Origin of the sequence: Oryzomonas japonica (genome assembly GCF_008802365.1) — a bacterium.
GTDB lineage: Bacteria > Desulfobacterota > Desulfuromonadia > Geobacterales > Pseudopelobacteraceae > Oryzomonas > Oryzomonas japonica.
In genome coordinates this window covers 202,991-224,943 of sequence record NZ_VZQZ01000004.1, presented here as the reverse complement: position 1 = coordinate 224,943, position 21,953 = coordinate 202,991, and the positions used below count along the sequence as shown (strand labels likewise).

The window sequence follows — 21,953 nt, the reverse complement described above, 5'->3', positions numbered from 1 at the left end:
AAAGCCCGGTCAGCTGTCAAAGCTGCCGGGCTTTTTCGTTACCAACTGTCTTTCATCTCACGGCCCCGCCTGCCGTTCATACAGATACCTCTGGAAACCCGCAAACACTTTCCCAATGTCCTCCGGCCTGCCCAGGTCGGCCACGGCATCGGCGATGGAGTCGTGATACTTGAGCTTCAAGAGCGGCGTCAGCTTTGACTGGTCCAACTCCTCCACGCCGATATTCACGTAATGGGAGAGAACGAAACCGAGGAATACCTGCTGTTTGGTGGTGAAGTACTGGGTGATGATCACCCTGGCCTTTGCTGCCCGCTCCTCGCGGGTGAGTGGCGACAGGGCATAGGCGACATTTGCGAGCACGTCGAACAGGTCGCTCTTCTCCGCCTCAATGATCTTCTGCATCTCGGTCAGTTGGTCCCTACCGAACCCCTTCTCGGCCAACCCTTCCAGCAGTTTTCTGCGCGTGTCCGGTCTGCTCCATAGCGCGCGCAGCTCTTCCTCGTTCTTGAAGAACTCGGGCAGTTTGCCGAAGAGCGCTTCCATGAACTGCTGTGCCGACATGGGTGTACCATCGGGATGCCAGAAACTCGTCAACGTCATGTGCTGAATGGTGCGTTCCTTGCCGTCGGCCAGTTTCACCTTCGCCCTTTTCTTGCACACACATGGCCGCTGGCCGCATTTATCACATGGCTCTGGTGGTGTTTTTTCACAAACACAGGGACGCTCTCCGCACACTGGGCAGGGTTGTGGGGGCTGTTTCTCGCATACGCACGGGTAAGAGTCGCACGTGGGGCACGCCTCCGGCTCTATCGGCTCGCCGTCCCACTCCGGGTCGCTAAAGAGGTGGTGCGCCTTTACGAAGTCATAGATAGTGAAGTAATCCTTGCCGTCGTAGAGGCGGGTGCCGCGCCCGATGATCTGCTTGAACTCGATCATGGAGTTTATCGGACGCATCAGCACGATGTTGCGGATGTTGCGCGCGTCCACGCCGGTGGAGAGCTTCTGCGAGGTGGTCAGGATGGTGGGGATGGTCTTCTCGTTGTCCTGAAAGTCGCGCATGTGTTGTTCGCCCAGCGCGCCGTCGTTGGCCGTCACCCGCTGGCAGTAGTTTGGGTCGCTGCTGGTCTTGATCTGGTTGATGAGGTCGCGCACCGCCAGGGCGTGATCCTGAGTGGCACAGAAGACCAAAGTCTTCTCCCTCTGGTCGATCTGCGCCATGAATATCTCGACACGCTTCTTCTCGCGCTCCTTGATCTCGATGATCTTGTTGAAATCCGATTCCTCGTACAGCTTACCGGCTTCGATCTCGCCTTCCACCACCTTGTCGTCGGGGGTATAGATGTACTCGTCCAGGGTGGTGGAAATCTGCTTTACCCGAAACGGTGTGAGATAGCCGTCATTGATGCCGTCCTTGAGGGAGTAGATGAAGACCGGCTCACCGAAATAGGCGTAGGTGTCCACGTTGTCCTTGCGCTTGGGCGTGGCGGTCAGACCGAGCTGCACGGCGGGCGCGAAATAGTCCAGGATGTCGCGCCAGTTGCTCTCGTCGTTGGCCCCACCTCTATGGCACTCGTCGATGACGATGAAGTCGAAGAAGTCCTGCGGGTAGTCGCCGAAGTAGGGCGTGTCGCCCGGCCCGCTCATAAAAGTTTGGAAAATGGTGAAGAAGATACTGCCGTTAGTTGGCACTCTGCCCTTCTGCCGGATGGAGTCGGGCGCTATGCGTACCAGCGCGTCTTCGGGGAAGGCGGAAAAAGCGTTGTAGGCTTGGTCGGCCAGGATGTTGCGGTCGGCCAGGAATAGAATGCGCGGTCGGCGGGTCGGTTCGCCTTCACTTTTCCAGTCGGTCAAGTTCCAGCGACTGTGAAACAGCTTCCAAGCGATCTGGAAGGCGATGAAGGTCTTGCCCGTGCCGGTGGCAAGCGTCAGCAGGATGCGCGGCTGGTTGTCGGCAATGGCCGCCACCACTCTTTCAACGGCAATGTCCTGATAGTAGCGCCCCTGGAAGTAGCCGCCGCGATCCTCGAAGGGTATGGCGGCAAAGCGGTCGCGCCATGCGTTCTGTGTGGCAAAGGTGCGGCTCCACAGTTCATCCGGCGTCGGGTACTGCGCTAGCTCGCCCTCTGCGCCGGTCTGCATGTCGATGCCGTAGATGCCCTGCCCGTTGGTCGCATAGGTGAAGCGGACAGCCAGCTTGCCCGCATAGTCCTTGGCCTGTCCTACACCCTCTGTCAGCGGCTTATCCCACGCCTTGGCTTCCACAACCGCCAGCTTGGTGTTGCGGTACTCCAGAACATAGTCGGCCGTCAGCGCCTTACCGCGCTTGCCGTGGCCCTCAATGCGGCCAAGGGTGATCGGGTACTCGCGCCGGATGCGGCTCCCCTCGACCACGCCCCAGCCAGCCGCTTTAAGGGCAGGGTCGATATGCTCGGCTCTGGTTTCGGCTTCGTTCATGCCACGCTCCTAAAGCTGGCCGGTGAAGGCCTGGTGCAACAGGGATTTCTTCAACTCCTCCAGCTTGGCGAGTTTCCGCTGGTAAATGGATTCGAGGCGTTTGGTGTTTTCAGCAATAGCATCGAGCTTTGCAACGCTTGACAGTTGACGGGTGAGAGATATTTTCGGCACCTCAAAACCTCGCAGTAGCTTCAAGGAAACCGTTTTCTGTGCAGCCCCGTTCGCTCCATCGTTTGCCTGTTTAAAGACCTGTGGAGACATCAGTAGGTAGTAAAGCCAAGAGCTGTCCACCTCTGACTTCGGGCGAACCAGTCCTATATGGCGCTGGAAACAGAAATTGAGGCTATCGGAAACCAGGACTGGAATACCGAATGATCCGGTTACAGTGTAGAGAACGTCCCCTATCTTTGGTTTTTTATTGGGCTTCAGTCCATCGTAGTATTCCTTTGGCACCATGAATGTATTGGCAAAGTCTATCGTGCGAGTATCCTTGATAATATTCCCAATAGTAATGAATGGAACACCGCTTGGGGCTTTTGGTGGAGGCATGTGGTCGCCGTCTGTGATGTCAGTTGCTAAATCTGTAAGCGTTACCAGTTTGCCAACTTGCCATGCCTCAGCAAATTCCGCTTGCAGGTGACTTTCAAAGAGCGCGCGCGCGTTCTGGAGGTTCTTTTCGGCGTTGGCCTTTGCGGTGGCGATGCCGTCAAACGCTTCATCGAGGATGCCGACGATGCGGTGTTGTTCTGGGAGCGACTTCGGGAAACTAATTTCAACCTTTGAAATATCCTGCTGATTGACGCTTGCCTGATTAACTGACTGTTTACATACACCGTGCCAATAGCCACTTTGGAAAAGATATTTCAGTGCATGATTCAAATAGTCAGATGTGACCACCTCTTTGGGGCGCATAAGCAGTAGGTTCACACCATGATACACGGGTTCATCACAATCGAATATTGCTGTTTTTCCTACATGAGCAGGGCTGTTAATATGGCTAAACAGGATGTCGCCACGTTTTAAACGATACCGGTGCTTATCTAGCTCACTGAGGTTGGCATAGCCGACCTTCTCAATGTCAAACCATGCACCAGATATACTTTCTATGCGGGAAATTTTCTCTCCGATACCACTTTTATCTTGTTTACAGTTGACTCCGTTACGAAGGACATCGAGTACATCACCTAAGGTGCTTGTTTGCCAGCCAGTCTTCATAGTAACGCCTTGATATTTTCCAGCACCTCGGAAATCTCATCATCCAACAACACTATTTCTTCCATGATGTCCTGCGGGGTTCTATGCAAGATTTCCTCGTTAACGTTTTGGTTCTTGGACGAGAGTTCAAATGTAGTGGTGTCGATACTGGAAATGTCAACACTCCAACTCTTCGGCGAGACGGCAAAGGTCTTTTGCAGCTTGATAAACTCGGCCAGATCGTCGTCATTGAGCGGGTTAGTCTTGCCCAGGTTGCGGCCGGGGTCGAGCTGGTAGTACCAGACCTTGCGCGTCGGCGCGCCCTTCTCGAAGAACAGCACCACGGTCTTGACGCCCGCGCCCTGGAACGTGCCGCCGGGGCAGTCGAGGACGGTGTGCAGGTTACAACTCTCCAGCAAGAGTTTTCGCAAGCTCACCGAGGCGTTGTCGGTATTGGAGAGAAAGGTGTTCTTGATAACCACGCCCGCCCGTCCTCCGGCCTTGAGCATCTTGATGAAGTGCTGGAGGAAGAGGAAGGCCGTTTCGCCGGTGCGGATGGGGAAGTTCTGTTGCACTTCCTTGCGCTCCTTGCCGCCGAAGGGAGGATTCGCCAGGATCACATGCATGCGGTCCTTCTCCTGAACATTGGCAAGGGGCTCGGCCAGGGTGTTGGTGTGGACGATGTTGGGCGCTTCGATGCCATGCAGGATCATGTTCATGATGGCAATGACGTAGGCCAGGGACTTCTTCTCTTTTCCGTAGAAGGTGCGCGTTTGCAGCGCCTTGAAATTGCTGGTGGTGAGGCCGCTAAACCCCTTCATGTAGTCGAAGGCCTCACATAGGAAGCCCGCAGAGCCGCAGGCGCCGTCGTAGACGCGTTCCCCTACCTTGGGCTTAACCACCTGCACGATGGCACGAATCAGCGGGCGCGGGGTGTAGTACTCGCCGCCGTTTCTCCCCGCGTTACCCATGTTCTTGATCTTGGCCTCGTAGAGATGGGACAGTTCGTGTTTCTCGGCCTGCGACCGGAAGTGCAGTTCGTCGATATGGTCGATGATCTCACGCAGGTTGTAGCCACTCTGGATCTTGTTCTTGATCTCGCCGAAGATCTCGCCAATCTTGTACTCGATGGTATTCGGCCCGCTGGCCTTCTGCTTGAAGGCGTGCAGATAGGGGAACAGCTTGCGGTCAACAAAGTCGCGTAGATCGTCGCCGGTAAGCGCCTTGTTGTGGTCGGGCTTGCCGTCCCGCTTTTTTGGTGCGGCCCAGCTATCCCAGCGGTATTGCTTGTCGAGGATGAAGGAGTATTTCTTGCCCTCCAACGCGGCCACCGTCACCCTCTCTTGCTCCAGGTCATCCAAATATTTCAGGAACAGCAGCCAGGAGGTCTGCTCCGTGTAGTCCAACTCTGTCGTGCAACCCGCTTCTTTTCTCAGGGCGTCGTCGATGTTTCTGAAGGTTTGCTCGAACATTGGTTCCTATCTGTTAATTTAGTTGCAGGTGCATTTGCCAGCCCGGCATTTCAGTATGTATTCATAGCAGATTGCCCTGGTAGAATCCAACGGAAAAAGGCTCCATAAGAAGGGGTTCATGCTTGGTGGATTGCTTACCGTCACTCCACCCCGCCCCCCACAGCCAGCCGCCGGATCTCCTCGTTCAGCACCCCGATCTCCAATGGTTTCGCCACATAGCCGTCAAACCCCTGGGCGAGGAACCGCGCCCGGTCCTCATTGAACGCATGGGCCGTCAGGGCGATGATCGGGATATGCCCTCCCCTGGCCGCCTCGCGCCCGCGGATGATGCCGGTAGCCTCGATGCCGTCCATGACCGGCATCCGCACATCCATCAGGATCACGTCGAAACTCCCCCGGTTCCACTTCTCCACCGCCTCCCTGCCGTCCCGGGCCGCCTCCAGGGTGTGCCCCATCTTTTGCAGGATCTTGACGGTGAACCCCCGGTTGCTCTCCTGATCCTCGGCCAACAGAATGCGCAGGGGCGGGCCTGCCCAGGACTGCACGGAATCGTCGTTTCTGCGGTCGTGGCGTTCCAGGCGGGACTCGTTGACGGCGAACGGGATCGTCACCTGAAACAGGCTGCCGTTCCCGACCCTGCTCTCCACCCGGATGTTCCCTCCCATGAGCTCTACGAAACGCCTGCTGATGGAGAGCCCGAGCCCGGTGCCGCCGTACCGGCGGGTGGTGGATGAATCCGCCTGGCTGAAGGGGGCGAAGATGGCATCGATGGCGGCCGCGTCGATACCGATGCCGGTATCCGCTACGCTGACCCGGATGAGGGCCGTATCGTCGCAGGTCTCCAGGAGGACGGCGGAAACCTTGATCTCCCCCTGTTCCGTAAACTTGGCGGCATTGCCGATCAGGTTGATCAGTACCTGTTTCAGCCGCAGTTGGTCACCGGTCAGGGCATCGGGCACCTGGGCCGGGATATCGGTCTTCAGCGTCAGACCCTTGGCGTGGATGGTCGTTATATGGACCCGGACGGCATCGCTGATGCAGCCCCTCAGGCTGAACGGGGCCAGCTCCAGCACGACCTTCCCGGCCTCGATCTTGGAAAGGTCCAGGATGTCGTTGATGAGCGTCAGGAGGTTTTCCGAGGAGAGCTGGATGCATTCCAGATACTCCTGCTGCTCGTCGCTCAAATCCGTCAGCGTCATGAGGCTGGCCACCCCCATGATGCCGTTCATGGGGGTCCGCATCTCATGGCTCATGTTGGCCAGAAACTCGCTTTTGGCCCGGTTGGCCGATTCGGCCTGTTCCTTGGCCTGCCTCAGGTCCTCCTCCTGCCGCTTGCGTTCGGTGATATCCGTGGCGATACCGCAGATGGCAAAGGGGGAACCGTCGGAGTAGTACAGCGGAACCTTGATGGCGGAGAAGATGCGGGGCTGCCCGTCCGAGGAGCCGCTCGTCTCGTACTCCAGGGAACGGTTGGTGGCGAGCGCCTCCCGGTCGGCGGCGCGCATGGCACCGGCCTCACCCGGTGGAAAGATATCGTAATCGGTCTTCCCGCACACCGTGGCGTTGGTGACATGAAACATCTCCTCGAAACGGCGGTTGACCATCACATAGCGCCCCAGAGGGTCCTTCATAAAGATCTGCGCCGGCACATGGTCCAGGACCGTCTGCATATGCCGGCGGTCCTCCTGGATTTCATAGTTCAGGATCAGCCCCATGACGATGATCATGCCCAGGTACGCCAACGGCCCGAGGGGAGGGATGCCGCCCACCCCCAGCCGGAACAGGAAACCGACCACGGAACCGGCCAGGGACAACCCGACGGCAGCCATCATGAACAGGGCCGTGCGCCGATGGTCCCGGCGGAAGCGGACCGCCAGGGCGTAGAATCCGTAGGCGTACGTGGAGAGAAGGGCCGCCACGATCATCGGCTTCCAGATGCCCCTGGTGCCCAGGGGACGGTAGATGCTCTCGCCCCAAGGGAGCGGCACCCGCTCCACCCCGCGGAACTCCGAAAAGGTGTGAGTGTACGGCTGAGTCAGGTTGGCAAGGAACAACAGGGCGAACATCCCGGTGATCCCGGCCAGCACCCACCGCGGGCGCACCCCGGTATACTCGGCGATAAACCAGGGCCACAGGGCGATATACAGGTTGAAGATGGCCAGGTTCAGGCGGAGCGCCTGAAAGTTGGGGGACACGTCCGCTATCCGGAAAGTCTGGATGCTGGACAAGGCGAACAGCGCCATGAGAAAGGATATGGCGGCGAACAGGTAATGGACGCGGCGCTGCGGCCGGTGCTGCGCCAGGGTGCAATGCTGGATGGCCGTATAGGTGCAGATGCCGGCCAGAAAGATCTGGAGAGATATAAACAAACTAATCGCCATTGGCGTTCATCCCGAACTCTGGGTTACCGGACAAGGATACCATGGGAAAAAAAGGCCGTCGATCGAGCGCACTGAATCCAGAGGGCGCATGGCCGGCCATTATTCTACCAGAAGCGCTTCGTAGTCAATTTTTATCCTGCGCCTTCACTCCACAGCCGCTATTTTTTCATACCCGCGCGGTTCACCTGGCCGGAGCGGATGAAATCTCTGCCCCCCAAACAGCCCACCCCCAGGCCAGCCTGTTTGTCAGCTCACGCCGCTTCGTGCCGTCTCCCTACGGCTTCAGACAACGCTTATGATAAAGATTATCATTATCATTTACATCGGTACACGAATTGGTTACCATATATGCATATGAAACACATGACAACGGATGGAGGTGTGCCATGACAAGGACACGCGGAATATTTTCAGTGCTGGCGGCAGCCATGGTCTTCTCGGCCGTGCCGCTCCTGGCTGATGACTATACGGGCGCAACCATGGACCCGGATATGAAAGCGATACAGGAAACGCAGAAGGACGAGTGCCTGCTGGTGGCCATGAACTGCCCCACCGACCGGGCCGATACGGTCCAGCAGAGGATCGACAGACTGAACAGGGAGATCGACAAGGGGTCGGCGGTATACACCGACCAGGAGTTGCAGCAACTCAAGGAACAGTTGAAATGGCTCAACGAGGATAGCGATAACATCTACATCTCCGAATGACCCGGCTTCAAGCTCCCGCAACAGGAAAAAGAGGCCGTACGGTTCACTGCCGTGCGGCCTCTTCTCTTGGGGAAAGTCCCCGGGAGAGCGGAGCTCAGGAGAGCTTGAACTGCCCGACCAGCTTGCTCAGTTCATCCGCCAAGTGAGCCAGTTTGTCGGCGGCCCTGGTGGTGTCGTGGGTCGATTGGGCCGTGGCGTTGATTACCTCGGTGATCTGGTGCATGTTGTTGCTGATTTCACTGCTGGTTGAGCTCTGCTGCTCGGCCGCGGTGGCGATCTGGTTGATCTGGCCGGTCACCTCGTTGACCTGATCGAGGATTTCCTGCAAGGCGCTCCCCGAACGTGCGGCCTCGGTGGTCCCCGCCTCCACCTCCCGTACACCGGCTTCCATTGAATCCACCGCCGTTCGGGTCTCCCCCTGGATCGCCCGGATCATCCCGGCGATCTCCTTGGTGGCGCGGGTGGTCCGTTCGGCCAGGGCGCGCACCTCGTCTGCCACAACGGCAAAACCGCGCCCCTGCTCTCCGGCCCTGGCGGCCTCGATGGCGGCGTTGAGCGCCAGCAGGTTGGTCTGGTCGGCGATATCCTCGATGGTGCCCACAATGGCGCCGACCTCATCGGAGCGCGCGCCGAGCCCTGCGACCTGGCGGGCCGTTTCCTGAACCCTGGCGGCGATCTTCTGCATCCCCTCGACCGTCTGCATGACGATCCCGGCCCCACTGCTGGCGAGGGTGCTTGCATGGTGTGAGTTACCGGCAGCGGCATTGCAGTTGTCGGCAATGCTGTGGGAGGTAGCGGCCATTTCCTCGCCCGAGGTCGATACGGTAGCGGCCTGGGAGGCCAACTCTTCGGCGCCGGTGGCGATCTGGGTGGCGGTATCGTGCAGATCAGCGGATGCGGCAGCCACATCGTGGGTGCTGTCGGCCACCTTGCGTATGACCGCCTGCAGCTTATCCACAAACCGGTCGAAATACCCGGCCGCCTCGCCGATCTCGTCGTTCGCCGTGATGTTCAGCCGGACCGTCAGGTCCCCTTCACCCAGGGCGATATCGTGCATCAGGGCAACCATCCGCCCCAAGGGCTGCAGCGCCCTGCGGACAAACAGGAAGGAGAGGAAGGAAAACAGGGCGGCCAGCAGGGCGGCCACAGCTGCGGTGACATACTTCAGGCGGTCATAGACGGCCAGGTACTCGCTCTGCTTTTCTCCCACATAGAGGACACCCACCACCTCGCCGGCGGCGTTTTTCAACGGATCGTAGGCGGTGAAATACGGGACGCCCAGGATGGGCGCCGCGCCGCGGTACGGCTTGCCCTCCTTGATGACGGCATCATAGGCCGGACCTTGGAGTTTGGTGCCCACGGCGCGGCTGCCGTCCGGCTTCATGACGTTGGTGGAGACGCGGACATCGCCCATGAAGATGGTGGCGGCCCCGCCGAAGATCTCCTTGATGCTGTCCGGCAGTTCAAAATTGTCGTTGATGACATAATCGCCCTGCTTAAGCTTGCCGTCCGCCACCCGCAGTTCCGCCCCCTTGAATTTGAGCAGCTGGTGGAAGGTCTTCATGCGCGCCTCCAGGTCCACGGACGCCTTGCGGATGAATTCCTTGCGCATCTCATAAAGACCCAGCGACGATGTGGCCGCGACGGCCAAAAGAACGACAATTACGTTGGCGATAAAAAACTTGTGACTCAACTTCATACTGGTTTCCTCATAGTCATGGAGTGATAGCGGAGCGACAGGATGTCGCCGCCATATCGCGTAATAAAAGTTTGTTACAATACCATTAAATTTCCTTACTGTGTTCACTGTATACACGATATCAAGCAGGCCACCGGTGTCGTCTTTGTCGTCACATCATATGTTTATCATTGAAATTTAAGACTAAACTGGCTTCTGCTGGAGCTTTTCCCGTCCCGGCACAAAATAAACGGCCACGCCGGGACGGTGAGCCGTTTTTCCCGGGCGAGATCAAAAGAAAACCATCATATGTGTCAAATAGCCGAAACCACATTCCTAACAACGGCGCCACATGCAAGATGTGCTCTCTGGCATCGATGAACATATCTGGTGAAGGAGCGAACCGGGGCGGCCAGAGACCGTACATCAACCGTGCGCCAGGCCACCGTTATTTTTTAAAAGAGAATGCGGTCAAAAAACTGAAAAGGCTTTACAAACCAACAATTTCTAGTAAATAACAGTATAATGGAACAAACGACCCAAAACGCCGTTCTCATAAAAAGAGGTGTCGCGTGGCCCACCACCAGGTAACCAATGATTATATGGCCCACGGTTTCTGCTTCTCATGGGAACCGGGGTTGGTCCGGCTCCATGTCGTTTCCGATATAGCAACCGGAATCGCCTATTATGCCATCGCGTTCGCAATGCTTTATTACGCCTACAAGCGGCGTGGCATCACCTACTACGGAATGCTGATAAGTTTTGCGGCGTTCATTCTGGCATGTGGCACGACCCACTTTTTCGCTGCCTATACGATCTATGACCCAGCCTATTGGCAAGAAGGGTATGTCAAAGCATTTACCGCCGTGATATCCATCGCTTCCGCCATCTACTTCATCCCCCAGATTCCTAAAGTCCTTACCATGCCCAGCCTTGCAAAATCCCTGGCCGAGAATCGGGAACTGAACACCCAATTGACCAGGACGGTCCAGGCATTACGGGAAAGCAGCGCCTTGAATCAAAGCATTATCGACAGCAGCACCGATTGCATCAAACTCCTGGATCCGGAGGGGCGCTTGCAGTACATGAGCCCCGAAGGGCAGCGCCGACTCGGCATCAAAAATATCGATGAGTTTCTGAACATGCCCTACGAAAACTTTTGGCACGGGGAAGACCGCGACGCGGCACGGGCTGCCGTCGCCAACGCCCGGCAGGGCCATCAAGGGAGTTTTGAGGGGTATTGCCCAACCCAGGACGGCACACCGAAATGGTGGGAGGTCATCGTTACACCGGTTAAAGGCGAAGCCGGGAATCCGGAGAAGCTGCTCGCCGTATTGCGGGATATCACCGAACACAAGTCACTGGAAGAGAATCTGCACAAACAGACACTCCAGCTCGAAGAGGAATTGGCGGAACGCCAGATGGCCCAGGAATCCCTGCAGGAACAGGCGGCCATGCTCGAGGAGGAGGTTGAGGAGCGCAGGAAGACGGAGGAGGCCCTCCAGAGGAGTGAAGACACGGTTAAAAATAAACTCCGCGCCATCCTGGAGCCGGAAGGCGATATCGGCGCCCTGGAACTCTCCGAAATTATCGATTGCGAAATGCTGCAATCCATGCTGGAAGATTTTTACCGGATTACCGGCATGCTGGGTGCCGTGCTCGATGTTTCGGGAAAGGTCCTGGTTGCTGTCGGCTGGCAGGATATCTGTACCAAGTTTCACCGGTGTCATCCCGACACGCTCAAGAATTGCATCGAAAGCGACATCAATCTCACCCATGGCGTACCGGTAGGGACATTCAGGCATTATCGCTGCAAGAACAACATGTGGGACATGGTAACCCCTCTTGTGGTCGGGGGGAAGCACATGGGAAACGTATTCATCGGGCAATTTTTCTATGAGGATGAAGTACCCGATGTGGAACTGTTCCGGGAACAGGCCCGGCGTTACGGCTTCGATGAGGCGGAATACCTTGCGGCGCTCGACCGGGTGCCGCGTTTCAGCCGGGAAGCAGCCGATGCGGGCATGAAGTTCTACGCCAAACTTACCAGCATGGTTTCATCCCTGAGCTTCAGCTCGATCAAAGTATCCAGAATGCTCAACGAGCGTATCCACCTGGAAGAGCAACTCCGGCAATCGCAGAAAATGGAGGCGGTGGGACAGCTTGCAGGCGGGGTTGCCCACGACTTCAACAATATCCTGCAGGTAATCAGTGGCTATGGGAACATGCTGAAGATGGACGTCAAGCTGGATGACCGGCAACAAGGCGAGATAGATCATATTCTTGCCGCTTCGGAGAAGGCGGCGCAGTTGACGAAAGGCCTCCTGGCTTTCAGCCGCAAGCAGGTCATGGCCCTCACACCGGTCAATCTCAACGACATCATAGAAAATGTTAAGAAATTCCTTACACGGATCATTGGAGAGGACATACAACTCAAGACCATAATCTGTGAAAACAGGCTCAAAATTTATGCCGACTGGGGACAGATAGAGCAAGTCCTGATCAACCTGGCGACCAATGCCCGCGATGCCATGCGAAAAGGCGGCCTGTTGACCATAGAAACCGGATTCCAGACGGTCGAGGCTTCAACCGACCATGAATCCGGTCGTGCCGAGCCGGGCAGTTATGCGGTGATGACCGTATCCGACACCGGCATCGGCATGGACAAGGAAACCTGTAAAAGGATCTTCGAGCCGTTCTATACCACCAAGGAGGTCGGGAAAGGCACCGGCCTCGGCATGGCGATCGTGTATGGGATCGTCAAACAGCACAACGGTTTCATCGATGTCTACAGCGAACCGGGTCAGGGCACGACCTTCAGGATATACCTGCCGATCCATGGGATCGAACAGTCCGGGCAGGCGGAAACAATCGTGCCGGTCGCCCCGCCCAAGGGTGGCACCGAAACCATCCTGGTGGCCGAGGATGATGTGGATGTTCGCAATCTCGTGGTATCCCTGCTGACAAGGTTCGGTTATGACGTGATCGAGGCGGTGGATGGGCAGGATGTGGTCGATAAATTTACCGAGCACGGGGACAAGGTAGCCATGATCCTGATGGACATGATCATGCCGAAGAAAAACGGCAAGGAAGCATATGAAGAGATAGTTCTGCTCAAGCCCGATGTCAAGGTGCTGTATTCCAGCGGCTATACCGCTGACTTCATTCTGAATCGCGGGGTAACCGGGGAAGATATCGAGTTGATCATGAAACCGGTCCAGCCGATGGAACTGCTCCGGAAGATACGGGAGATACTGGATCGTTCGTACCCATGATGTTGCTCAGACACCCCAAATCGCCTGTGCCCCATCCACGTTACGGCAGGGTGTTCCCCGTAATGCGACCGGGGTCAGCACGCCGCCAAGCCGATGGGGGCCTTATGGGGCACACCGCCAGCCACGGGCAACTCGCCCAGACGGATCTCGGCCGGCTTCAGGGCCTCCACCAGCGCGGCCTGCCCCGCAGCCACGTCGAAACAATCCCCCACAGCGATGAGGTAATCCGCGGCATCGCCCCGGGTCAGCCACACCGTTCCCGACGAACAGCGTACCCGCAATCCCGCCGGCCCACCGTTGAGACGCAGCAATTCTCCCTCTGCCAGACAACACTCCATGACCCCACCTCCTCTTCTGATGCTGCGACCTTACCCCTTCCCACGTTAAAAAAACAGGCACAGAAATTCTGATTTGTAACCATAACAGTTGCATGATACAGTATCTGTATCCAAACAAAACCAGCTCAACTGTACCTATTCTCTTACCAATACAGTAAGGTATCCTGGCACCATGATAAACGCGACCACGATTTCGGACAGCATGGCGCCGCTCTACGAGCGGGTCGCCGTAGAGATGGCGGGCCTGATCGGGCAGGGCACCTTCCGGGCCGGCGACCGGGTGCCGTCGATCCGGCAACTCAGCCGGCGCTTCGACGTCAGCATCAATACGGCCATGCAGGCCTATGCCCTGCTGGAAGACCAGCGACTGATCGAGGCCCGCCCCCAGTCCGGCTATTACGTGCGTGCCCGCGCCCCGGAGATCGCCTCCCTCCCCCACTCCCCCTCGGCACGGATCAGGCCGGCCACGGTCACCATCAGCGAGCTCTGCCATCAGGTGATCCGCAACATGATGAACCGGGACCTCCTGCCCTTGGGGGGCGCGATCCCCAACCCGCGCCACCTGCCGGTGGACAAGCTGAACCGGATGCTGGCCAGCGAGACGCGCCGGTTCGGCGACCTGAGCGTATCCTACCTCATGCCCCCTGGTTGGGAGCGGCTCAGGGTGCAGATCGCCCGGCGTTCTCTGGAGACCGGAATCAGCGTCACCCCGGACGGGGTGCTGGTCACCGCAGGCTGCGTCGAAGCGGTCATTCTGGCCCTGCGGGCGACCTGCCGCAGCGGCGACACCATTGCGGTGGAATCCCCCTTCTATTTCAACTTCCTCCAGATGATCGCCGAGTTGGGGCTGAAGGCCCTGGAGATCCCCGCCACCCCGCGGGAGGGGATCAGCATCGAGGCGCTGCGCTACGCCATCGAACACAACCGGGTGAGCGCCTGCCTGGTGATCCCCAACTTCGGCAACCCGTTGGGGAGCCTCATGCCGGTCGAACGCAAGCGCGAACTGGTGGAACTCCTGGCCAGCCACGAGATCCCCCTGATCGAGGACGACATCTACGGGGACCTGGTGTTCGGCAACGAGCGCCCGGTGGCCGCCAAGTCCTTCGACCGCAAGGGGCTCGTCATCTACTGTTCCTCCTTCTCCAAGACCCTCTCCCCCGGCTACCGGGTGGGATGGGCCATTGCCGGGCGCTATCAGGAGCGCATGGAACGGCTCAAGATGATGATGAACCTCGCCTGTTCCTCCCCCACCCAGCTCGCCGTCGCCGAATTCCTGGCCACCGGCGGCTACGACCATCACCTGCGGACGGTGCGCCGCCTCTACAGCCGCAATATGTCCCTCATGCGGGACGCCGTGGTCCGCTTCTTCCCCGAGGGGACCCGCATGACCCACCCGGCGGGGAGCTTTATCCTCTGGGTGGAGATGCCGGAGCAAATCGACTCCATCACCCTGTACCACCGGGCCCTGGAACAGGGGATAGGTATCGCCCCCGGCTCGCTCTTCACCCTTACGGAAAACAAGTACCGCAACTTCATCCGCCTCTCCACCGCCACCTGGGACGACGGGATCGAACAGGGCGTGAAAAAACTGGGCGAATTGGCCCACCAGCTATTGGGGGAGTAAACCATGCGAGCAATGGTCATGGAACGTCAGGGAGGTGCGCTGGAACTGCGGGAGGTGCCGGTTCCCCAGCCGTCGGCCGGAGAACTGCTCTTGAAGGTTGCGGCGTGCGGCATCTGCCGGACCGACCTGCACGTGGTGGATGGGGAGTTGACTGAGCCCAAACTGCCGTTGATACCGGGGCACCAGATCGTGGGGGTCGTTGAGGCCCTTGGGGAGGGCGTGGCCGGATTCCGGCCCGGCGACCGGGTCGGGGTCCCCTGGCTGGGCGGCACCTGCGGGGAATGCGACTACTGCAAGTCGGGGCGGGAAAATCTCTGCGACCGGGCGCTGTTCACCGGCTACCAGAAGAACGGCGGCTTTGCCGACTACTGCACCGCCGAAAGCCGGTTCTGCTTCCCGCTGCCAGCGGGGTATCCCGATACCCAGGCCGCCCCGCTCCTCTGCGCCGGGCTGATCGGCTACCGTTCCCTGCGCATGGCCGGGCAGGGAAAACGGCTCGGCATCTACGGCTTCGGGGCCGCGGCCCACATCGTGACCCAGGTGGCGACCTGGCAGGGACGGGAGGTCTACGGCTTCACCCGGCCGGGGGACACGGCGGGACAGGCATTTGCGCGGGAAATGGGGGCCTGCTGGGCGGGCGGCTCCTTTGATGCACCGCCGCTGCCCTTGGACGCGGCCATCATCTTCGCCCCGGCGGGGGAACTGGTGCCGGCAGCGCTCCGTGCGGTGGCCAAGGGGGGGATCGTGGTCTGCGGCGGCATCCACATGAGCGACATACCGTCCTTCCCCTACGACATCCTGTGGGGGGAGCGGAGCATCGCCTCCGTGGCCAACCTGACCCGCCGCGACGGGGAAGAGTTTTTGAAGCTGGCACCCCAGGTGCCGGTACGGACCGAGGTGCAACGTTTTCCCCTGGAACAGGCCAACGAAGCGCTGGCGGCCCTGCGGGCGGGGAGGATCAGAGGGGCCGGGGTGCTGGTGCCGTAACTTGGAATCAAAATCTGCCACAGAGACACAGAGACACGGAGAACGTCAAAGACAGAACCAGAATGTTCCTCCCCCCAGCGAGGGGAGGGAACTATTCAGGCTCCTTTTTGGGTTTTCTCCGTGTCTCTGTGGCAGATGTACTCTTGTCTTGCTTAACGTCCCTTGCGCGGCCCTTTCCTGTCGCCGCCCGGACGGGAGGGCCTGCCGCTGCGGTCGCCGCTGCCCGGCCTTGCCCCTGCGCCGGGCCTCGCCCCGGCATCAGATCTCGCACCGGCACCGGATCGTGCTCCAGCGTCGGACCTTGTTCCAGCGCCAACCCTTGATTCCGCATCAGACCTTGTTCGCGAAGCAGACCGCGTTCCCGCGCTGCCCCTCGCTCCGGCCTCAGATCGCGCTCCGGGTCTTGCCTCCGCAGCAGGCCTCGGCCCCGCGGCAGACCGTGTTCCGGCACCCGGCTTCGCGCCCGCTGCCGGCTTCGGTTTAGCGCCGAACTTTGCCCCGGTCCCGGTTTTGGCCCCGGCGCCTGGTCCCCGTCTTCCGGCCCCGCCCGGTTTGCCCGCTGTGCCCGGCTTGTCCGGTTTCTGCTCACGGGCGATACTGACCGTGATGACCCGGTCGATCAGATAGGCGCCGTCCAGGGTCTCGGCCACCTCCTGGGGGTCCACACTCGCCGCCATGCGCACATAGCCGCAGCGTTTGAACTCCTTGGTCTCGGGGTCGATGATCAGGTGCACGGAGGTGACCATCCCCATCACCGAGAACAGCTTGTACAGGTCCTCTTCCGTCACCTCTTCCGGCAGGTGTCCTACGTATAATTCCTTAGCCATGCTCTATCCTCTTCATCCTGCGGTTGAATATGCGAATCGTAGGGGCGAACCGATGTTCGCCCAATCCGGGGCGTATGCACTACGCCCCTACAGCCCCTCCCGGTGGATCGCGAACGGCGCCCAGGCCTGGTCGATGGACATGACCTCCAGGGTGTTGATGTTCACGTGGGGCGGGCGGTTGACCGCCCACAGCACCGTCTCGGCGATATCTGCGGCCGTCAGGGCCTCGACCCCTTCGTACACCTGGGCCGCCTTGGCATCGTCACCCTTGAAGCGCACCTTGGAAAACTCGGTCTCGGCCATGCCGGGCTGGATACAGGTCACCCGCACCTTGGTCCCCAGCAGGTCGCAGCGCAGGTTGCGGGAGAACTGGGTCACGAATGCCTTGGTGCCGCCGTACACATTGCCCCCCGGATAGGGCCATGAACTGGCGGTGGAGCTGATATTGACCACGTGCCCCCGGTTGCGGGCCACCATACCGGGCAGGATCAGGCGGGTGCAGTACATCAACCCCTTGATATTGGTGTCCACCATGGTATCCCAATCGTCCAGATTGACCTGGTGAGCCGGTTCCAGCCCCAGGGCCAGGCCCGCGTTGTTGATCAGCACGTCGATCTCGCGGAAGGCCGGCGGCAGAGAATCGACCGCCCCCTTCACCGCCTCCCGGTCGCGCACGTCCAATGGGATGATGTGGATATCGGCCGTGCCGGCCAGCTCCTTCTGCAAGGCCAGCAACGGATCGATGCGTCGGGCCGTCAGGATCAGACGATTGCCCGGTTGGGCGAAGATGCGGGCGCAGGCAGCGCCGAAGCCTGCCGATGCCCCGGTAATGAAAATGGTCTGTCCACTCATGATTGCCCCTCCTTCGGTGTATGCTGTCTGCTTTGTACTACATAACGGGCAGGGATAAAACAGAAAAAGCCGCACAAAAGATGTGCGGCTTTTCCCCTACAGCGATCAGTGCCAATACTGAACGCTTATTTTTTCATGTCCTGCATATCTTTCATGGTGCCTTCCTTGAGATCCTTGGCATCCTTGGCCACGGCGTCTTTCTTTTTCTTGGTGGCGTCTACCTTGCTGTCGACCTTTTGTTTCTTGGCCTTGGCGGCATCGGTTTTGGCCTTTGCCTTCTCCTTGACGTCGGCCTCTTTCTTGGCAGCCTTGGCTTTCACGTCTGCCTCTTTCTGGGCGGCCTTTGCTTTCACATCGGCTTCTTTCTGGCCAGCCTTGGCTTTCACATCGGTTGCCTTGGCTTTTGCATCGGCTTTCTTCTTAGCGGCCTTATCCACGGTTGCGGCGGACTTGTTCAGCACGTCGTCGGTCTTCTGCAGCGGGTCGGCAGCCATGACACCGGCGGCAAACATAAGGTTAACAAGAATTGCGGCACAAACAGCAGTACTTCTTTTCATCGTGATTCCTCCTTAGGAATGGATTAAAATTATATGTTTATAATCCAATCTGCCCCATCGATCAACCGGAAAATACCCACAGCCTGGTGTGGAATCTCACGTTTGACACATTTTGTGCACAAATCGAATGATTTACGCGGCATAAAAAAATTAGCAATTGACATCCGCCACTGAGACACGGAGGCACAGAGAAATCCATTACCCCCATCGGCCCTCGCGGCCTAAAGCCCGTTAAGCAGCCGGTAATACTCACTCAGGCTTTTCATGGATTCCAGGGTCGCCTGGTACAGGTACCAACTGAGCACAAGGGTTGCAATGGTGAGCCCGATCTTCCAGGTGCGCGACGTATTGGGGCGGAACCAGATGAGCGGCAGGGCGAACGGCCCCACGCTCAAGAGCGCGATGACGATAAAGCCTTTGCGGAAATACCACTTGGCGCCGGTGCCTTTGGAGAGCAGCCGGGCGGACGGGTCGAGGAACTCGCCGCAGTGCTTGCACTTGATCGCCGCGTCCTGGATCTCTTCGGCACAGAAGGGGCATTTCTTCATTGTTTCTTCTTTCGGGTGGGGCGGTTTGCGTCGTAGCGCAAGCATATATTCGCACCGACCGCCTTAGTTCAGCTTATAGGCAAATAGAGAATCCAGCAATTACGCCCCTGCCCCGCCCCCAGCCAGACACGTATCCAGCCGCGCAATGACCGCCTCCGGCGGCTGCCCGAGATACCGCTGCGCCAGCCCCCAAAAACCCTCCGGCAGCGGCGCGCAGACCGTCAGCGGTCCCACCTCCGGGCGCTCCACGACCGTACGGAACGAATGGAGGGCAAACCCGTCGTAATCGGCTAGCTCGCCCATGCCGTAGCGCTTGTCCCCCAAGACCGGGTGGCCGATCATCTCCAGGTGCCGCCTGATCTGGTGCATGCGCCCGCTGATGGGGGTCACGGCCAAGAGGGCGTTCCCCTCCCCGTGCAGCAAAATCTGGTAGCGGGTCTCCGACTCCTTGTCGTCCAGCGGCTCGGCAATGACGCCGCTCTCGTCGGGAATCCCCGCCACCAGCGCCAGGTAGAGCTTGTCCAAGCCGGTTTCCTTGACGTGGCGGCCGTACATGCCGGCTGCCGAGGAACTCTTTGCCAGGATCACGGCCCCCGAGGTGCCCCGGTCCAGGCGGTTCACCGGGTAGAGCTTGCACGGGGTGCCGCGCCAGGCCATGTAGGCCATCCCCGCGTCCACCAGATTGGCCTCCTGCTCCGCGGTGCGGTGCATGGGAAGGCCGGCCGGTTTGTTGACCATGGCCACCAGATCGTCCTCGTAGAGCAGGTCCAGCGCCGGGCGGGTCTGGCTGATGAGGGAGGCGGTGGCGGCGCTCTCCTTGAGGGTCACCCGATCGTTCACGGTCAAAAGGGTGTCCGGCGTTGCGGCGGCGGCGTTGAGCTTGGCCGCGCCGTTCTTGATCAGCTTGCGGCAATAGCCGGGGGAGGCGCTGGGCATGAGGGTGCGCAGGAAACTTTCCAGCCTGCGGCAATGGTCGATATGGGTGATAGTAAAGGTGAGCATAGTATGGGGTACCGATTTTAAATCCCCCTCCTGGCTCAGGAGGGGGTAGGTGGTAGCATTTCTCCCCTCCTAGTTTAGGAGGGGCCGGGGGTGGTAGCCTGTAAATCAAATTCTCAACCACCCCCTGCCCCCTCCTTATCAAGGAGGGGGAAAACTGGGCAGCCCCCTTTTACAGGGAAATCTTGCGGTCCCGCATCAGGTTGGCCAGGGAGCGGTCGTAGCTCTTCTCGCCTTCCGGGGTGAACATGCAGGCGGTGGCCTGGCCCCGTTCGCGGTGAAAGGCCACGCACTGGCAGCAGTTGCCGCGTCGCGGGCAGGCCGGGGTGTAGGTGCAGCGGCAGTCGTCGCCGGTTCTGGTACAGGTTGACATAAAGTTTCTCCTTAGATTCTACCTACGGAACGCGATTTTTTTGCAAGGCCAAGGCGACCGAGGGATGCCGAGGAGACGTAGCAGCGCTACACCGCACGACAGCATGCCGAAGGTCAACGCCGGGATTGCGGAAAGGGCGCGTTCCTCTACGCTAGATGATTTTATTGAGGGGATATTCGATAATCCCTTCCGCCCCCAGCTTCAACAACTCCGGCACCACGCGGCGCACCTCCTTCTCGGACATGATGCTCTCCACGGAGAGCCAGTCGGAGTTGTACAGGTGCGAGATGGTCGGGTTCTTCAGGCTGGGCAGGACCTTGGTGATGGCCTCGATCCGGCTGGCCGGGGCGTTCATCTTGAGGCCCACCATCCCTTCGGCGGCCAGGGACGATTTGAGCAAGGTGGCGATCTGCTCGATCTTTTCCCGTTTCCAGGGATCGGCCCAGGCCGACGTGCTGGCGAGCAGGACCGGCACGGACTCCATCAGGTCGCAGACGATGCGCAGGCCGTTGGCCTTGATGGTGGAGCCGGTTTCGGTCACCTCCACGATGGCGTCGCACAGGCCGTCCACCACCTTTGCCTCGGTGGCCCCCCAGGAAAACTCCACGTTCACCGGGATGTTGCGCTCGGCAAAGTAGCGCTTGGTGAAACCGACCAGTTCGGTGGAGATGGTGGCGCCGTGCAGGTCTTCCGGCCCCTGGACCTTGGAGTCGCTGCCCACCACCAGCACCCAGCGGGCCGGGCGGCGCGACACCTTGGAGTAGACCATCTCGCAGACCTCGACCACGTCCGCCTCGTTCTCCCGCACCCAGTCGCGGCCGGCGATCCCGGCGTCGATGGTGCCCCGCTCCACGTACTTGCCCATCTCCTGGGGGCGGATCAGCTTGCAGTTCATCTCGCTATCGTCAACGCCGGGGAAGTAGCTGCGGGAGGAGATGCTGATCTGCCAGCCGGCCTTTTTGAACAGCTCGACGGTGGCATTCTCAAGACTCCCTTTGGGAATGCCGAAGTTCAGAACATTGTTCATATCAACCTCGCATGATGTCGATTTTGATTTTCCAAGTGGATGCGATTTTTTCGCAAGGCCAAGGCGACCAAGGGATGCCAGGGAGGCGTAGCAGCGCTACGCCGCACGACAGCATGCCAGGGTCAATACCGGGATTGCGGAAAGGGCGCATTCATCCCTCCGCATTCACCCCTTCTTATATACTTCCTTCGGGTCGAAGAGCGGGTTGCTGTGCTCCACCCACTGGCCGTTCTCCCATTTGACATAGAAGCAGCTGCGGTTGCCCGTATGGCAGGCGGCCAGGCCGTTCTGCTTCACCTTGATCACCACGCTGTCGGCGTCGCAGTCGGTCAGGACCTCCACCACCTCCTGGGTGTTGCCCGACTCCTCGCCCTTCATCCAGTACTTGTTGCGGGTGCGGCTGAAAAACCAGGTCTTGCCGCTCTCCAGGGTCAGGTCCAGGGTCTTTTTGTCCATGAAGGCCACCATCAGCACCTCGCCGGAGACGTGGTCCTGGATAATGGCCGGGATCAGGCCGCCCATCTTGTCGAAATCGATCTGAATCATCTGTTCCCCCACAATTTTTGAAGTGCTGAAGTATACGAAACTACCCCGCAAAATGCAATTGGCAAGAAACATTAGCCTATAATCATTAAGTTAATTATTATTGACTGCCGCCCG

18 protein-coding genes are annotated in these 21,953 nt (G+C 59.1%); 4 read left to right on the top strand and 14 right to left on the bottom strand.

Going from position 1 to position 21,953, the window contains the following annotated elements; genetic code table 11:
* Positions 1 to 57: 57 nt before the first annotated feature.
* The 4 genes from hsdR to F6V25_RS08550 all read right to left on the bottom strand — a co-directional run bounded on the left by hsdR (position 58) and on the right by F6V25_RS08550 (position 7,501).
* Positions 58 to 2,454, bottom strand: coding sequence for an EcoAI/FtnUII family type I restriction enzme subunit R (gene hsdR / locus F6V25_RS08565; RefSeq protein ID WP_151128192.1), 2,397 nt, complete (start codon positions 2,452 to 2,454; stop codon positions 58 to 60).
* Between the two features lie 9 nt (positions 2,455 to 2,463).
* Entirely contained in the window at positions 2,464 to 3,669 is a 1,206-nt protein-coding gene (locus F6V25_RS08560) for a restriction endonuclease subunit S (RefSeq protein WP_151128191.1), read from the bottom strand.
* Positions 3,666 to 5,120 (bottom strand): type I restriction-modification system subunit M, encoded by a 1,455-nt coding sequence (locus tag F6V25_RS08555; RefSeq protein ID WP_151128190.1) that lies wholly within the window; start codon positions 5,118 to 5,120, stop codon positions 3,666 to 3,668. The genes F6V25_RS08560 and F6V25_RS08555 overlap by 4 nt, the downstream gene beginning before the upstream one ends.
* 140 nt (positions 5,121 to 5,260) lie before the next feature.
* Positions 5,261 to 7,501 (bottom strand): hybrid sensor histidine kinase/response regulator, encoded by a 2,241-nt coding sequence (locus tag F6V25_RS08550; protein WP_151128189.1) that lies wholly within the window; start codon positions 7,499 to 7,501, stop codon positions 5,261 to 5,263.
* A gap of 386 nt (positions 7,502 to 7,887) precedes the next feature.
* On the opposite strand from F6V25_RS08550, the gene F6V25_RS08545 reads away from it, so the two are divergent.
* Positions 7,888 to 8,208 carry a hypothetical protein gene (locus F6V25_RS08545; RefSeq protein WP_151128188.1) on the top strand — a complete coding sequence of 107 codons (321 nt, stop codon included), beginning with the start codon at positions 7,888 to 7,890 and terminating at the stop codon, positions 8,206 to 8,208.
* Positions 8,209 to 8,302: 94 nt separating this feature from the next.
* Here F6V25_RS08545 and F6V25_RS08540 read toward each other — a convergent pair whose 3' ends face one another.
* Positions 8,303 to 9,907: a methyl-accepting chemotaxis protein gene (locus tag F6V25_RS08540; RefSeq protein WP_151128187.1), complete on the bottom strand. Its 1,605-nt coding sequence runs from the start codon at positions 9,905 to 9,907 to the stop codon at positions 8,303 to 8,305.
* Positions 9,908 to 10,458: 551 nt separating this feature from the next.
* Between F6V25_RS08540 and F6V25_RS08535 the strand changes: the two genes are divergently transcribed.
* Positions 10,459 to 13,161 carry a PocR ligand-binding domain-containing protein gene (locus F6V25_RS08535; protein ID WP_191966137.1) on the top strand — a complete coding sequence of 901 codons (2,703 nt, stop codon included), beginning with the start codon at positions 10,459 to 10,461 and terminating at the stop codon, positions 13,159 to 13,161.
* A gap of 74 nt (positions 13,162 to 13,235) precedes the next feature.
* Here the strand turns inward: F6V25_RS08535 and F6V25_RS08530 are convergent, their stop codons facing one another.
* Entirely contained in the window at positions 13,236 to 13,499 is a 264-nt protein-coding gene (locus F6V25_RS08530; protein ID WP_151128186.1) for a DUF2917 domain-containing protein, read from the bottom strand.
* A gap of 172 nt (positions 13,500 to 13,671) precedes the next feature.
* On the opposite strand from F6V25_RS08530, the gene F6V25_RS08525 reads away from it, so the two are divergent.
* Together F6V25_RS08525 and F6V25_RS08520 are read left to right on the top strand one after the other, a co-directional pair.
* Entirely contained in the window at positions 13,672 to 15,123 is a 1,452-nt protein-coding gene (locus F6V25_RS08525) for an aminotransferase-like domain-containing protein (RefSeq protein WP_151128185.1), read from the top strand.
* 3 nt (positions 15,124 to 15,126) lie between these two features.
* Positions 15,127 to 16,110, top strand: a complete 984-nt coding sequence (locus tag F6V25_RS08520) for a zinc-dependent alcohol dehydrogenase family protein (protein WP_151128184.1) — start codon at positions 15,127 to 15,129, stop codon at positions 16,108 to 16,110.
* A 152-nt stretch (positions 16,111 to 16,262) separates the two neighbouring features.
* Here the strand turns inward: F6V25_RS08520 and F6V25_RS08515 are convergent, their stop codons facing one another.
* The 8 genes from F6V25_RS08515 to hisI form a co-directional block, all read right to left on the bottom strand.
* Complete coding sequence (locus F6V25_RS08515) at positions 16,263 to 16,937, bottom strand: RNA recognition motif domain-containing protein (RefSeq protein WP_151128183.1); 675 nt, start codon at positions 16,935 to 16,937, stop codon at positions 16,263 to 16,265.
* An 87-nt stretch (positions 16,938 to 17,024) separates the two neighbouring features.
* Positions 17,025 to 17,789: an SDR family oxidoreductase gene (locus F6V25_RS08510; protein WP_151128182.1), complete on the bottom strand. Its 765-nt coding sequence runs from the start codon at positions 17,787 to 17,789 to the stop codon at positions 17,025 to 17,027.
* Between the two features lie 125 nt (positions 17,790 to 17,914).
* Positions 17,915 to 18,346 carry a hypothetical protein gene (locus tag F6V25_RS08505; RefSeq protein ID WP_151128181.1) on the bottom strand — a complete coding sequence of 144 codons (432 nt, stop codon included), beginning with the start codon at positions 18,344 to 18,346 and terminating at the stop codon, positions 17,915 to 17,917.
* 221 nt (positions 18,347 to 18,567) lie between these two features.
* Positions 18,568 to 18,894 (bottom strand): zinc ribbon domain-containing protein, encoded by a 327-nt coding sequence (locus F6V25_RS08500; RefSeq protein WP_151128180.1) that lies wholly within the window; start codon positions 18,892 to 18,894, stop codon positions 18,568 to 18,570.
* 99 nt (positions 18,895 to 18,993) lie between these two features.
* Complete coding sequence (locus F6V25_RS08495) at positions 18,994 to 19,896, bottom strand: pseudouridine synthase (protein ID WP_151128179.1); 903 nt, start codon at positions 19,894 to 19,896, stop codon at positions 18,994 to 18,996.
* A gap of 169 nt (positions 19,897 to 20,065) precedes the next feature.
* Complete coding sequence (locus tag F6V25_RS08490) at positions 20,066 to 20,266, bottom strand: hypothetical protein (RefSeq protein WP_151128178.1); 201 nt, start codon at positions 20,264 to 20,266, stop codon at positions 20,066 to 20,068.
* A gap of 151 nt (positions 20,267 to 20,417) precedes the next feature.
* Positions 20,418 to 21,293 (bottom strand): ATP phosphoribosyltransferase, encoded by an 876-nt coding sequence (hisG, locus tag F6V25_RS08485; RefSeq protein ID WP_149306186.1) that lies wholly within the window; start codon positions 21,291 to 21,293, stop codon positions 20,418 to 20,420.
* A gap of 165 nt (positions 21,294 to 21,458) precedes the next feature.
* On the bottom strand, positions 21,459 to 21,839 hold the full coding sequence (gene hisI / locus F6V25_RS08480; protein ID WP_149306187.1) for a phosphoribosyl-AMP cyclohydrolase: 381 nt from the start codon (positions 21,837 to 21,839) through the stop codon (positions 21,459 to 21,461).
* Positions 21,840 to 21,953 lie beyond the last annotated feature (114 nt).

Bases quoted from the DNA above. Each gene is read 5' to 3' on its own strand.
- F6V25_RS08500 (WP_151128180.1), bottom strand. From the start codon at position 18,894: ATGAAGAAATGCCCCTTCTGTGCCGAAGAGATCCAGGACGCGGCGATC.
- F6V25_RS08520 (WP_151128184.1), top strand. From the start codon at position 15,127: ATGCGAGCAATGGTCATGGAACGTCAGGGAGGTGCGCTGGAACTGCGG.
- F6V25_RS08555 (WP_151128190.1), bottom strand. From the start codon at position 5,120: ATGTTCGAGCAAACCTTCAGAAACATCGACGACGCCCTGAGAAAAGAA.
- F6V25_RS08515 (WP_151128183.1), bottom strand. From the start codon at position 16,937: ATGGCTAAGGAATTATACGTAGGACACCTGCCGGAAGAGGTGACGGAA.
- F6V25_RS08550 (WP_151128189.1), bottom strand. From the start codon at position 7,501: ATGGCGATTAGTTTGTTTATATCTCTCCAGATCTTTCTGGCCGGCATC.
- F6V25_RS08490 (WP_151128178.1), bottom strand. From the start codon at position 20,266: ATGTCAACCTGTACCAGAACCGGCGACGACTGCCGCTGCACCTACACC.
- F6V25_RS08510 (WP_151128182.1), bottom strand. From the start codon at position 17,789: ATGAGTGGACAGACCATTTTCATTACCGGGGCATCGGCAGGCTTCGGC.
- F6V25_RS08495 (WP_151128179.1), bottom strand. From the start codon at position 19,896: ATGCTCACCTTTACTATCACCCATATCGACCATTGCCGCAGGCTGGAA.
- hisG (WP_149306186.1), bottom strand. From the start codon at position 21,293: ATGAACAATGTTCTGAACTTCGGCATTCCCAAAGGGAGTCTTGAGAAT.
- F6V25_RS08505 (WP_151128181.1), bottom strand. From the start codon at position 18,346: ATGAAAAGAAGTACTGCTGTTTGTGCCGCAATTCTTGTTAACCTTATG.
- F6V25_RS08530 (WP_151128186.1), bottom strand. From the start codon at position 13,499: ATGGAGTGTTGTCTGGCAGAGGGAGAATTGCTGCGTCTCAACGGTGGG.
- hsdR (WP_151128192.1), bottom strand. From the start codon at position 2,454: ATGAACGAAGCCGAAACCAGAGCCGAGCATATCGACCCTGCCCTTAAA.
- hisI (WP_149306187.1), bottom strand. From the start codon at position 21,839: ATGATTCAGATCGATTTCGACAAGATGGGCGGCCTGATCCCGGCCATT.
- F6V25_RS08545 (WP_151128188.1), top strand. From the start codon at position 7,888: ATGACAAGGACACGCGGAATATTTTCAGTGCTGGCGGCAGCCATGGTC.
- F6V25_RS08525 (WP_151128185.1), top strand. From the start codon at position 13,672: ATGATAAACGCGACCACGATTTCGGACAGCATGGCGCCGCTCTACGAG.
- F6V25_RS08560 (WP_151128191.1), bottom strand. From the start codon at position 3,669: ATGAAGACTGGCTGGCAAACAAGCACCTTAGGTGATGTACTCGATGTC.
- F6V25_RS08540 (WP_151128187.1), bottom strand. From the start codon at position 9,907: ATGAAGTTGAGTCACAAGTTTTTTATCGCCAACGTAATTGTCGTTCTT.